Raw genomic sequence first — 12,052 nt, 5'->3', positions numbered from 1 at the left:
ATGCTGCACATCTTCTGCCCCTACTGTGGCGAACAGCGCTCCGAAGAGGAGTTCCATGCCAAGGGCCAGGCGCATATCGCCCGCCCGCTCGACCCCGATGCCTGCAGCGATGCCGAGTGGGGCGAGTACATGTTCTTCCGCGACAACCCGCGCGGTATCCACCATGAGCTGTGGGTGCACGCGGCCGGTTGCCGCAAGTATTTCAACGTCACCCGCCACACCGTGACCTACGAGATCCTCGAGACCTACAAGGTCGGCGAGCAGCCCTCGGTCACCGCAGCCGGCGCCTCCGAGAAGAAAGCCGTGGCAGAAGGAGTAACGGCATGAGCCAGGTCAATCGTCTTGCCAAGGGTGGTCGTATCGACCGCAGCCAGCCGCTGAGCTTCAGCTTCAACGGCCAGAACTATCAGGGCTACGCGGGCGACAGCCTGGCGGCCGCACTGCTGGCCAACGGTGTCGACATCGTCGGTCGCAGCTTCAAGTATTCGCGTCCGCGGGGCATCGTCGCGGCCGGCAGCGAAGAGCCCAATGCCGTGCTGCAGATCGGCTCCCGCGAAGCCACGCAGATCCCCAACGTGCGCGCCACCCAGCAGGCCCTGTACGGCGGCCTGGTGGCCAGCAGCACCAACGGTTGGCCGAGCGTCAACACCGACCTGATGGGCATTCTCGGCAAGGTCGGCGGGGGCATGATGCCGCCCGGCTTCTACTACAAGACCTTCATGTACCCGCAGAACCTGTGGCTGACCTACGAGAAGTACATCCGCAAGGCGGCGGGCCTTGGCCGTTCGCCCACCGAGGTCGACCCGGACATCTACGACCAGCTGAACCAGCACTGCGACGTGCTGATCGTCGGCGCCGGCCCGGCCGGCCTGGCTGCCGCGCTGGCCGCGGGTCGCAGTGGTGCCCGTGTGATCCTCGCCGATGAGCAGGAAGAGTTCGGCGGCAGCCTGCTCGACACCCGGCAGACCCTCGATGGCAAACCGGCCAGCGACTGGGTGGCCAAGGTGGTCGCCGAGCTGGAGAGCCTGCCGGAAGTGACCCTGCTGCCGCGTGCCACGGTCAACGGTTATCACGACCACAACTTCCTGACCATCCATCAGCGCCTCACCGATCACCTCGGCGAAGTCGCGCCCATGGGCCAGGCGCGCCAGCGCATGCACCGCGTGCGCGCCAAGCGCGTGGTCCTGGCCAGTGGTGCGCACGAGCGGCCGCTGGTGTACGCCAACAACGACGCGCCGGGCAACATGCTCGCCGGCGCCGTGTCGACCTACGTGCGCCGCTACGGCGTGGCGCCGGGCAAGGCCCTGGTGTTGTCGACCAACAACGATTATGCCTACCGCGTGGTGCTCGACTGGCTCGACGCCGGTCGCCAGGTGGTGGCCGTGGCCGACGTGCGCAGCAATCCGCGTGGTACCTGGGTCGAAGAGGCGCGCTCGCGTGGCGTGCGCATCCTCACCGGCAGTGCGGTGATCGAGGCGCGCGGCAGCAAGCGTGTCACCGGTGCCCGTGTCTGCGCCATCGACGTCAAGAACCACAAGATCACCAGCCCCGGCGAAGTCGTGGACTGCGACCTGATCGTCAGCTCCGGCGGCTACAGCCCGGTGGTGCACCTGGCTTCCCACCTGGGCGGTCGTCCCGAGTGGCGCGAGGACATCCTAGGCTTCGTTCCCGGTGCGGGCAATGGCATCCAGCAGCGCATCGATGCCGGTGCGGTGAACGGTGTGTTCGGTCTCGGCGACGTGCTGGCCAACGGCTTCGAGGCCGGTGCCAAGGCCGCCGCGGATACCGGTTACAAGGCCGTCAGCGACAGCCTGCCGAAGGCCAGCATCCTCAACGAAGACCCGATGCTGGCGCTGTTCCAGGTCCCGCACGAGAAGAACACCGCGCGTGCGCCGAAGCAGTTCGTCGATCTGCAGAACGACGTCACCGCCGCGGGCATCGAGCTGGCCACCCGTGAAGGCTTCGAGTCGGTCGAGCACGTCAAGCGCTACACCGCGCTGGGCTTCGGTACCGACCAGGGCAAGCTGGGCAACATCAACGGTCTGGCCATCGCGGCCCGTTCCATGGGCATCAGCATCCCGCAGATGGGCACCACCATGTTCCGCCCGAACTACACCCCGGTGACCTTCGGCGCCGTGGCCGGCCGTCACTGTGGTGCGCTGTTCGATGCCAAGCGCTACACCGCGATGCAGGCCTGGCATGTCAGCAACGGCGCCGAGTTCGAGGACGTCGGCCAGTGGAAGCGTCCCTGGTACTTCCCGAAGAACGGTGAGGACCTGCACGCCGCCGTGGCCCGCGAGTGCCTGGCGGTGCGCAACAGCGTGGGCATTCTCGATGCCTCCACCCTGGGCAAGATCGACATCCAGGGCCCGGATGCGCGCGAGTTCCTCAACCGCGTCTACACCAACGCCTGGACCAAGCTGGACGTGGGCAAGGCCCGCTACGGCCTGATGTGCAAGGAAGACGGCATGGTCTTCGACGACGGCGTGACCGCCTGCCTGGCCGACAACCATTTCGTCATGACCACCACCACCGGCGGCGCGGCGCGCGTGCTCGAGTGGCTGGAGATCTACCACCAGACCGAGTGGCCGGAACTGAAGGTGTTCTTCACCTCGGTCACCGACCACTGGGCCACCATGACCCTGTCCGGCCCGAACAGCCGCAAGCTGCTGGCCAAGGTCACCGACATCGACCTGGACAAGGACGCCTTCCCGTTCATGAGTTGGAAGGAAGGCCTGGTCGGCGGCGTGCCGGCGCGGGTGTTCCGCATCTCCTTCACCGGCGAGCTGAGCTACGAGGTGAACGTGCAGGCCGACTACGCCCTGGGCGTGTGGGAGCAGATCATCGCGGCGGGCAAGGAGTTCGACCTGACCCCCTACGGCACCGAGACCATGCACGTGCTGCGCGCCGAGAAGGGTTTCATCATCGTCGGCCAGGATACCGATGCCTCGGTGACGCCGGATGACCTCAACATGGGCTGGTGCGTTGGCCGCACCAAGCCGTTCTCCTGGATCGGCAAGCGTGGCATGAACCGCGACGACTGCCTGCGCGAAGACCGCAAGCAACTGGTCGGGCTGAAGCCGGTCGACCCGAACAAGGTGCTGCCGGAAGGTGCGCAACTGGTGTTCGACCCGAAACAGTCCATCCCGATGCAGATGGTCGGCCACGTCACCTCCAGCTACATGAGCGCGGCCATGGGCCACAGCTTCGCCATGGCCGTCGTCAAGGGCGGGCTCAAGCGTATGGGTGAGCGGGTGTTCGCCCCGCTGGTCGATGGCAGCGTGATCGAAGCCGAAATCTGCAGCTCCGTGTTCTATGACCCGAAAGGGGATCGCCAGAATGTCTAACGTCAACCTGTTCCAACAACGTCCCGCCGACATCGCCGGGCAATCCCCACTGCATCACGCCGGCCTGCACGAGCTGGCCGGCAAGGGCAGCAAGAGCGCCGGCGTGACCCTGCGCGAGAAGAAGCTGCGCGGTCATCTGGTGATCCGTGGCGACGCCAGGGACGCGGCGTTCTCCGGTGGCATCCACAAGGCCGTCGGCCTGGAGCTGCCGGTGGCGCTGACCCTGGTGGCTGATGGCGACACCTCGCTGCAGTGGCTCGGCCCTGACGAATGGTTGCTGATCGTGCCCGGCGGCACCGAGTTCGACGTCGAGCGCAAGCTGCGCGAGGCGCTGGACGGCCAGCTGTTCTCGGTGGTCAACGTCAGCGGCGGGCAGACCCTGCTGCAGCTCTCCGGGCCCAAGGTGCGCGAGATGCTGATGAAGTCCACGTCCTACGACGTGCACCCGAGCAACTTCCCGGTCGGCAAGGCGGTGGGCACCGTGTTCGCCAAGTCGCAACTGGTGATTCGCCATGTCGGCGAGGACACCTGGGAGCTGGTGATCCGGCGCAGCTTCGCCGACTACTTCTGGCTGTGGCTGCAGGATGCCTGCGCCGAGTACGGGTTGGCGGTCGAGGCTTGATATCCAACGGCTCCCTCTGGGGAGGCGGGAAGGGCAGACCGCGTTGACTCGGATAGCCCTCTCCCCGACCCCTCTCTCATGAATGGGAGAGGGGTGAACAGCAACGGAGTTTGTCTCGGAGATTGTTATGGGCCGCACCCCCGATACCTGGATTCTCACCGCTCACTGCCCGAGCGTGCTCGGCACCGTGGACGCGGTGACGCGCTTTCTCTTCGAGCAGCACTGCTACGTCACCGAGCACCACAGCTTCGATGATCGGCTGTCGTCGCGCTTCTTCATTCGCGTGGAGTTTCGTCAGCCGGACGGTTTCGACGAGCAGGCCTTCCGCGACGGCCTGGCCGAGCGCCTGGCGCCGTTCCAGATGCAGGTCGAGCTGACCCCGCCGGGCTACCGCGCCAAGGTGGTGCTGATGGTCTCCAAGGCCGATCACTGCCTCAATGACCTGCTCTATCGCCAGCGCATCGGCCAACTGGCCATGGACGTGGTGGCGGTGGTCTCCAACCACCCGGACCTCGAGCCGCTGGCGCGCTGGCATGGCATTCCCTATCACCATTTCCCGCTCGATCCGGCCGACAAGCCGGCGCAGGAGCGCAAGGTGCTCAAGGTGATCGAGGATACCGGCGCCGAACTGGTGGTGCTCGCCCGCTACATGCAGGTGCTGTCGCCCGAGCTGTGCAAGAAGCTCGATGGCTGGGCGATCAATATCCATCACTCGCTGCTGCCCGGCTTCAAGGGCGCCAAGCCCTATCACCAGGCCTACCAGAAGGGGGTCAAGCTGGTCGGCGCCACGGCGCACTACATCAACAACGACCTCGATGAGGGGCCGATCATCGCCCAGGGCGTGGAGGCGGTGGATCACGCCCATTACCCCGAGGACCTGATCGCCAAGGGGCGTGACATCGAGTGCCTGACCCTGGCGCGTGCGGTCGGTCACCACATCGACCGCCGCGTGTTCCTCAACGCCAACCGCACGGTGGTGCTCAACGCCTGAGGGCGGATCACCGGTAACCCGGACGCAAACCGGGGAAATTCTCGCTCACCGCCCTGCCAGGCTTTACCGGCGGTGACCGGCAACAGACGAAAGAAGCTCCAGTGCAAGGCCGCGTGGCCCTTCGGTCGCGCCTTGTATCCACAAAAAGAAAGGAGAGTTACGCATGTCTGGTAATCGTGGTGTGGTTTATCTCGGTGCGGGCAAGGTCGAAGTGCAGAAGATCGACTACCCGAAGATGCAGGACCCGCGCGGCAAGAAGATCGAGCACGGCGTCATCCTGAAAGTCGTTTCCACCAACATCTGCGGCTCCGACCAGCACATGGTGCGCGGCCGCACCACTGCTCAGGTCGGCCTGGTGCTGGGCCACGAGATCACCGGCGAGGTGATCGAGAAGGGCCGCGACGTCGAGCGCCTGCAGATCGGTGATCTGGTTTCCGTTCCGTTCAACGTCGCCTGTGGCCGTTGCCGCTCCTGCAAGGAGCAGCACACCGGCGTCTGTCTGACCGTCAACCCGGCGCGTGCCGGTGGCGCCTACGGTTACGTCGACATGGGCGACTGGACCGGTGGCCAGGCCGAATACGTGCTGGTGCCCTACGCCGACTTCAACCTGCTCAAGCTGCCGGACCGTGACAAGGCCATGGAGAAGATCCGCGACCTGACCTGCCTGTCCGACATCCTGCCGACCGGCTACCACGGTGCCGTGACCGCCGGTGTCGGTCCGGGCAGCACCGTCTACGTCGCTGGCGCCGGCCCCGTCGGCCTGGCTGCCGCCGCCTCGGCGCGCCTGCTGGGTGCCGCTGTGGTCATCGTCGGCGACCTCAACCCGGCGCGTCTGGCGCATGCCAAGGCCCAGGGCTTCGAGATCGCCGACCTGTCCAAGGACACCCCGCTGCACGAGCAGATCGCCGACCTGCTGGGCGAGCCGGAAGTCGATTGCGCCATCGATTGCGTGGGCTTCGAGGCCCGTGGTCATGGCCACGAGGGGGCCAAGCACGAGGCACCGGCCACCGTGCTCAACTCGCTGATGCAGGTGACCCGCGTCGCCGGCAAGATCGGCATCCCCGGCCTGTACGTGACCGAAGATCCGGGCGCGGTCGATGCCGCCGCCAAGATCGGCAGCCTGAGCATTCGCTTCGGCCTCGGCTGGGCCAAGTCGCACAGCTTCCACACCGGCCAGACCCCGGTGATGAAATACAACCGTGCGCTGATGCAGGCCATCATGTGGGACCGCATCAACATCGCCGAAGTGGTGGGCGTGCAGGTGATCAACCTGGACGACGCGCCGCGCGGCTATGGCGAGTTCGATGCCGGGGTGCCGAAGAAATTCGTCATCGACCCGCACAAGACCTTCAGCGCAGCCTGAGTTTCACGGCCCTGGGCGCATTGGTCCGCGCCTTTTTCGGGAGCCTGCGGGCTCCCTTTTTTCCTTTGCAAGATTCATGAGACGTTGCGCGGCTGAAGTTGCACCTACAGGCCGTACTTCTTCACCTTGTCGAACAGCGTGGTCTTGGCCATGCCCAGCGTCTGAGCGGCCTGGCTGAGGTTGCCGGCGTGGCGCTCCAGTGCAGCGCTGAGCAGGCTGCGTTCGAAGGCTTCCACGGCCTCGTTGAAGCCCAGCGTGTTGTTGTCGGCCTGGCCGCTTTTCTTGAACACCGGCAGGCCGAGGGCAAAGCGCTCGGCGACGTTACGCAGTTCGCGCACGTTGCCTGGCCAGTCGTGGGCGCTGAGCGCGGCCAGGGTCTGGCGGTCCAGCTCGGGCACGGCGCGGTCGAAGCGCAGCGCTGCCAACTGCAGGAAGTGCTCGAACAGCAGGGCGATGTCCTCGCGGCGCTCGCGCAGCGGCGGCAGTTCCAGGGTCACCACGTTCAGCCGGTAGTACAGGTCGCTGCGGAACTCGCCACGTTTGCCCAGTTCATCGAGGTCGGACTTGGTCGCGGCGATCACCCGGCAGTCGACGGCGACCGACTGGTTCGAGCCGAGGCGCTCCAGGCTGTGCTCCTGCAGGACGCGTAGCAGCTTGATCTGCAGGTTGAGCGGCATGCTCTCGATTTCGTCGAGGAACAGGCTGCCGCCGTCGGCGTGCTCGATCTTGCCGATGCGGCGCTTGCCGGCGCCGGTGAAGGCATGCGCCTCGTGGCCGAATATCTCGCTCTCGAACAGGCTTTCCGGCAGGCCGCCGCAATTGAGCGCGACGAACTGCTTGCTCTGCCGCCGGCTGAAGTCGTGGAGGCAGCGGGCGACCAGTTCCTTGCCGGTGCCGGTTTCGCCCTCGATCAGCACGTTGGCGTTGGTGTCGGCGACGTTGGCGATCAGCTCGCGCAACTGCTGCATGGCCGGCGAGCGGCCGATGATGCGCTGCTCCAGTGCCTGGCGCCCGGCCAGCTGGCGGCGCAGGGCGCTGACCTCGCGGGCCAGGGCGCGCTGCTCCAGGGCGCGGCGGGCGACGTCCACCAGGCGTTCCGGCGAGAACGGCTTCTCCATGAAGTCATAGGCGCCGTCGCGCATCGCCCCCACGGCCATGCCGATGTCGCCGTGGCCGGTGATCAGTACCACCGGCAGGCTGGCGTCGCGTTGCTTGAGGCGCGTCAGCAGCTCCAGGCCATCGATGCCGGGCAGGCGGATATCGCTGACGACGATGCCGGCGAAGTCGCTGTCGACCTGGGCCAGGGCTTCCTCGGCGCTGCTCACGCCGATGCTGGGAATGTCTTCCAGGGCCAGGGCCTGCTGGCAGCCGAGCAGCACATGGGGGTCGTCTTCGACGATCAGGACGGTGAGGCGGTCGCTCATGCTTGTGGCTCTCGCGGATAGGGCAGGCTGAGGACGAAGGCGGTGCCGCCTTCTTCCGGGTGGCGCGCGGTGAGGCTGCCACCGGCGGCGGCGGCGAGGCTGGCCGAGAGGGTCAGGCCGAGCCCCAGGCCCTGTTCGCCCGGCTTGGTGGTGAAGAAGGGTTCGAACAGATGGGCGCGGGTTTCCGGCGCGATGCCGGGACCGTTGTCGCGGATTTCCAGCAGGTAGTGCTCGGCTTCGGCGTTGCCGCTCAGCCAGATATGCCGGTCGCCTTGCGCTTGCAGCGCGTCGACGGCGTTGCTGATCAGGTTGACCAGGATCTGTTCCAGGCGAATCTGCTCGATGGCCAGGCGCGCCTCGGCGAATTCCTGGTGGATCTTCACCCGGGTGCGCTGCAGGCGCGGATGCAGCAGCAACAGCGCGGCGTCCACCGCCTGCTGCAGCGAGGCTTCGCCCTGGTCGCCGGCGCGGCGGGCGAAGGCGCGCAGGCTGGCGGTGATCTTGCCCATGCGGTCGACCAGCTCGGCGATGTTCTGCAGGTTGCTGCTGGCGACATCCAGCGCGCCGCGCTGGAGAAAGCGCACGGTGTTGGCCGACAGCGTGCGCAGGGCCGCCAGTGGCTGGTTGAGCTCATGGGCGATGCTGGTGGACATCTGCCCGATCACGGCCAGCTTGCCGGCCTGGACCAGCTCGTCCTGGGCCTGGCGCAGAGTGGTTTCGGCCTGCTCGCGCTCGCTCACTTCCGCCAGCAGGCGCGCGTTGCTGGCCTGCAGGTCGGCGGTGCGCTCGGTGATCTTGCGTTCCAGTTCGTCGTTGGCCGCCTGCAGCGCTTCGCGTGCGGCCAGGCGGGTGGCGATGACCTTGCGCCGTTCGTTCCAGGCGATCAGCAGGAAGGCCAGCAGCGCGCAGGCCACCGCCGCCAGCAGGGCATTGAGCAGGGCGGCGCTGCGCTGCTCCTGCAGCGGGCTGAGCAGCGTCAGGTGCCAGGGCGTGTCGACCAGCGGGCGAGTCTGCAGCAGGTAGCGGGTGATGCTGCCGTCGTGGTCGAGGCTGATCTGTTCCAGGCCGTCGCCGAGCGCTTCACGCCCGGCGAACTGCAGCTCCTCCAGCGCCGCCCAGTGATACTGCAGGCTGCGCGCCAGGCGCTCGCGGCTGGCGTCGTCCAGCGCCTGCACGGCCTTGAGCCGGCGCTCGGGCTTGCTGGAGAGGATGATGATGCCGTTCTCGTCGCTGACGTAGGCTTCCAGGTGGGCGCGCTGCCAGCGCTCTTCGAGGGTGTCCAGGCGCACCTTGACCACCGCCACGCCGATCACCTTGCCGTCTTCGCGCAACCCGTGAGACAGGTAGTAGCCCGCCTCGCCGGTGGTGCTGCCGATGCCGTAGAAGCGGCCGGCCTTGCCCTGCACGGCATCCTGGTAGTAGGCACGGAACGACAGGTCCTCGCCGAGGTAGCTGTCGGCGCGGTCCCAGTTGCTGGTGGCGATGACCCGCCCGTCCAGGTCGAGCACGTAGATGGCCAGGCTGCCGCTGCGCTGGTTCAGTCCGGCCAGGTACTGGTTGACGTGATGCCTGCGGTACGCCGTGGGGAACTGCAGCAGGCGCGAGACGTTGCCTTCCAGCTCCAGCAGGCTGGGCAGGTAGGTGTACTTGGTGATCTCGCTTTCCACCGCGCGGGCATTGAGTTCGAGCTGGCGCTCGCCGCTTTCGGCCAGCGTCTGGATACCGCTGCGGTCACTCAGCAGGTAGGCCGCATAGCCACTGCCAAGCACCAGCAGGAGGAGCAGGCAGGCCAGCGAGAGATGGCGAAGCAGGCGCGTTTTCACGATCAGGTCGGCGTGAGTACTGGCGGGCAGGCATTGCATCATAGTCATCCCTGTCTGGCCAGATGAGCGCCGCGCCGGGTGCGGCGTGCGCACCCGGCGGCGTCCGTGGGCGCTCAGTGCTGGAGAATCTTCGCCAGGAACTGCTGCGCGCGTTCGGAGCGGGCATTGATGTCGCCGAAGAACTCTTCCTTGGCGCAGTCCTCGACGATCTGCCCGCGGTCCATGAAGATCACTCGGTCGGCGACCTTGCGTGCGAAGCCCATTTCGTGGGTCACGCACATCATGGTCATGCCTTCCTGGGCCAGCTGCACCATCACGTCGAGCACCTCGTTGACCATCTCCGGGTCGAGCGCCGAGGTGGGTTCGTCGAACAGCATCACCACCGGGTCCATGGCCAGCGCACGGGCGATCGCCACGCGCTGCTGCTGGCCGCCGGATAGCTGGCCCGGGTGCTTGTGCGCGTGGGCGGCGAGGCCGACACGGTCGAGCAGGGCCAGGCCCTTCTCGGTGGCCTCGTCTTTGCTGCGGCCGAGCACCTTGACCTGGGCGATGGTGAGGTTCTCGGTGATCGACAGGTGCGGGAACAGCTCGAAGTGCTGGAACACCATGCCGACGCGCGAGCGCAGCCTGGGCAGGTTGGTCTTCTTGTCGGCGATGGAGGTGCCGTCGACCACGATGTCACCCTGCTGGAAGGGCTCCAGCGCGTTGACGCACTTGATCAGGGTCGACTTGCCCGAACCCGACGGGCCGCAGACCACGACCACTTCGCCCTTCTTCACTTCTGTGCTGCACTCGGTCAGCACCTGGAAGTCCCCGTACCACTTGTTGACGTTCTTGATGGCAATCATACGGCTAACCTTTTCTGCAGAAGCTTGACCAGTTGCGAGGCGGCGAAGCTGACGGTGAAGTAGACCAGGCCGGCGAAAATCAGAAACTCGTGGGGCTGGCCGATGATGTCGCCACGCGAGCGGGCGGCGTTGAGGAAGTCCATCAGGCCCACGGTGTACACCAGCGAGGTGTCCTGGAAGAGGATGATGCTCTGCTGCAGCAGCAGCGGGGTCATCTTGCGGAAGGCCTGCGGCAGGATGATCAGGCGCATGCTCTGCGCGTAGCTCATGCCCAGCGCCGAGGCGGCGCCCATCTGGCCCTTGGGGATGGCCTGGATGCCGGCGCGGACGATCTCGCAGAAGTAGGCGGCCTCGAACATCACGAAGGCCACCAGGCAGGAGCTGAACGCCCCGACCGGCGTGTCCTCGCCGGTGATCCAGCGCAGGATGAAGGGCACCGCGAAGTAGAACCAGGTGACCACCAGCAGCAGCGGGATCGAGCGGAAGTAGTTGACGTAGGTGGCGGCGATGTTCGCCAGCAGCCGACTGTGCGACAGGCGCATCAGGGCCAGCAGGGTGCCCAGCACCACGCCGCCGAGCACGCCGAGGACCATCAGCTGCAGGGTGATCAGCATGCCGTCCCACAGCCCCGGCAGCGCCGGAACGATCTGGCTGAAGTCCATCACTTGCCTCCTACGGAAATCAGGCCCGGCACCGCGACCTTCTTCTCGATCAGGCGCATCAGCAGCATCAGGCTCATGTTCAGGGTGAAGTAGATCAGCGTGGCCAGGGTGAAGGCCTCGAACAGGTTGGCGCTGAACTCGGCGGTCTGCTTGGTCTGCGCCAGCAGCTCCATCAGGCCGATCAGCGAGGCCACCGAGGAGTTCTTGAAGATGTTGAGGAATTCACTGGTCAGCGGCGGGATGATGATGCGAAACGCCTGTGGCAGCAGCACGTCCCGGTAGATCTGCGGCAGGCGGAAACCCAGCGCGTAGCCGGCGGCCAGCTGGCCCTTGGGCAATGCCTGGATACCGGTGCGCACCTGTTCGCAGACCCGCGCCGCGGTGAACAGGCCGAGGCACACGACGACCGAGAGATAGGCCGAGGTGGCCGGGTTGAGGTCCTGCTTGAACCACAGCTCCAGGGGTTCCGGCAGCAGGTCCGGCACCAGGAAGTACCAGAGGAACAGCTGCACCAGCAGCGGCACGTTGCGGAAGATTTCCACGTAGGCGGTGGCCAGGCCGGACAGCCAGCGGTTCGGCAGGGTACGCATGACGCCGAGCAGCGCGCCGAGCGCCAGGGCGATCAGCCAGCCTGCCAGGGCGATGGCGATGGTCCAGCCCAGGCCGGTGACGAACCAGTCCAGGTAGGTCTCGCTGCCGATGCCGGTGGACTTGAAGTAGATGCCCCAGTCCCAGTTGTAATTCATTGCAACTTTCCCCTCTGCTGAGGAAACGATCTGCTGCGCGTCGGCTCTGCTGTGTCGAAGGCAGATGCTCGCTGGCGAGATCGTGAATACGTTGGCGAAGCGCGAAAGCGGGCGACAGTTCCCCGTATCCGCGTGGGCGGATGGTCTCGGCTTCGTCAGGAATTAGGTTGGGGAGGCCGCAGACCTCCCCGGAGTCCCCGCGCCGTCACGCCTCGTGAGCGTGGCG

Annotated in this window: 10 protein-coding genes; 5 read left to right on the top strand and 5 right to left on the bottom strand. The window is 66.3% G+C overall.

What is annotated here, in order from left to right; translation table 11 throughout:
* The 5 genes from FIV02_RS22075 to fdhA all read left to right on the top strand — a co-directional run bounded on the left by FIV02_RS22075 (nucleotide 1) and on the right by fdhA (nucleotide 6,323).
* Nucleotides 1–327, top strand: coding sequence for a sarcosine oxidase subunit delta (locus FIV02_RS22075; RefSeq protein WP_037056275.1), 327 nt, complete (start codon nucleotides 1–3; stop codon nucleotides 325–327).
* A complete protein-coding gene (locus FIV02_RS22070; RefSeq protein ID WP_152489796.1) occupies nucleotides 324–3,347 on the top strand; it encodes a sarcosine oxidase subunit alpha in 3,024 nt (1,007 codons plus the stop codon). Before FIV02_RS22075 ends, FIV02_RS22070 begins: the two co-directional genes overlap by 4 nt.
* The gene (locus FIV02_RS22065) at nucleotides 3,340–3,969 is read left to right on the top strand and encodes a sarcosine oxidase subunit gamma (RefSeq protein WP_037056277.1); all 630 of its coding nucleotides are present in this window, start codon (nucleotides 3,340–3,342) and stop codon (nucleotides 3,967–3,969) included. The genes FIV02_RS22070 and FIV02_RS22065 overlap by 8 nt, the downstream gene beginning before the upstream one ends.
* Before the next feature lie 127 nt (nucleotides 3,970–4,096).
* Nucleotides 4,097–4,960 (top strand): formyltetrahydrofolate deformylase, encoded by an 864-nt coding sequence (gene purU / locus FIV02_RS22060; protein WP_047592001.1) that lies wholly within the window; start codon nucleotides 4,097–4,099, stop codon nucleotides 4,958–4,960.
* A 163-nt stretch (nucleotides 4,961–5,123) separates the two neighbouring features.
* Nucleotides 5,124–6,323 carry a formaldehyde dehydrogenase, glutathione-independent gene (gene fdhA / locus FIV02_RS22055; RefSeq protein ID WP_037056281.1) on the top strand — a complete coding sequence of 400 codons (1,200 nt, stop codon included), beginning with the start codon at nucleotides 5,124–5,126 and terminating at the stop codon, nucleotides 6,321–6,323.
* A gap of 104 nt (nucleotides 6,324–6,427) precedes the next feature.
* Here the strand turns inward: fdhA and FIV02_RS22050 are convergent, their stop codons facing one another.
* From FIV02_RS22050 to FIV02_RS22030, 5 genes are all read right to left on the bottom strand, one after another.
* A complete protein-coding gene (locus FIV02_RS22050; RefSeq protein ID WP_231499349.1) occupies nucleotides 6,428–7,699 on the bottom strand; it encodes a sigma-54 dependent transcriptional regulator in 1,272 nt (423 codons plus the stop codon).
* A 44-nt stretch (nucleotides 7,700–7,743) separates the two neighbouring features.
* A complete protein-coding gene (locus FIV02_RS22045) occupies nucleotides 7,744–9,609 on the bottom strand; it encodes an ATP-binding protein (protein ID WP_371923198.1) in 1,866 nt (621 codons plus the stop codon).
* Between the two features lie 74 nt (nucleotides 9,610–9,683).
* Complete coding sequence (locus FIV02_RS22040) at nucleotides 9,684–10,418, bottom strand: amino acid ABC transporter ATP-binding protein (RefSeq protein WP_037056288.1); 735 nt, start codon at nucleotides 10,416–10,418, stop codon at nucleotides 9,684–9,686.
* The gene (locus FIV02_RS22035) at nucleotides 10,415–11,083 is read right to left on the bottom strand and encodes an amino acid ABC transporter permease (protein ID WP_172979188.1); all 669 of its coding nucleotides are present in this window, start codon (nucleotides 11,081–11,083) and stop codon (nucleotides 10,415–10,417) included. Before FIV02_RS22035 ends, FIV02_RS22040 begins: the two co-directional genes overlap by 4 nt.
* Complete coding sequence (locus FIV02_RS22030) at nucleotides 11,080–11,826, bottom strand: amino acid ABC transporter permease (protein WP_150606851.1); 747 nt, start codon at nucleotides 11,824–11,826, stop codon at nucleotides 11,080–11,082. The genes FIV02_RS22035 and FIV02_RS22030 overlap by 4 nt, the downstream gene beginning before the upstream one ends.
* Nucleotides 11,827–12,052: the final 226 nt, after the last annotated feature.

It is taken from the genome of Pseudomonas sp. THAF187a (assembly GCF_009363395.1).
Classification (GTDB): domain Bacteria; phylum Pseudomonadota; class Gammaproteobacteria; order Pseudomonadales; family Pseudomonadaceae; genus Aquipseudomonas; species Aquipseudomonas khazarica.
The sequence above is the reverse complement of the archived record's forward strand: the minus strand, read 5'-3'. Positions and strand labels throughout refer to the sequence as shown.

Excerpts from the sequence above, each read along its gene's own strand:
- fdhA (WP_037056281.1), top strand. The coding sequence starts at position 5,124 with ATGTCTGGTAATCGTGGTGTGGTTTATCTCGGTGCGGGCAAGGTCGAA.
- FIV02_RS22075 (WP_037056275.1), top strand. The coding sequence starts at position 1 with ATGCTGCACATCTTCTGCCCCTACTGTGGCGAACAGCGCTCCGAAGAG.
- FIV02_RS22040 (WP_037056288.1), bottom strand. The coding sequence starts at position 10,418 with ATGATTGCCATCAAGAACGTCAACAAGTGGTACGGGGACTTCCAGGTG.
- FIV02_RS22030 (WP_150606851.1), bottom strand. The coding sequence starts at position 11,826 with ATGAATTACAACTGGGACTGGGGCATCTACTTCAAGTCCACCGGCATC.
- FIV02_RS22045 (WP_371923198.1), bottom strand. The coding sequence starts at position 9,609 with ATGCAATGCCTGCCCGCCAGTACTCACGCCGACCTGATCGTGAAAACG.
- purU (WP_047592001.1), top strand. The coding sequence starts at position 4,097 with ATGGGCCGCACCCCCGATACCTGGATTCTCACCGCTCACTGCCCGAGC.
- FIV02_RS22065 (WP_037056277.1), top strand. The coding sequence starts at position 3,340 with ATGTCTAACGTCAACCTGTTCCAACAACGTCCCGCCGACATCGCCGGG.
- FIV02_RS22070 (WP_152489796.1), top strand. The coding sequence starts at position 324 with ATGAGCCAGGTCAATCGTCTTGCCAAGGGTGGTCGTATCGACCGCAGC.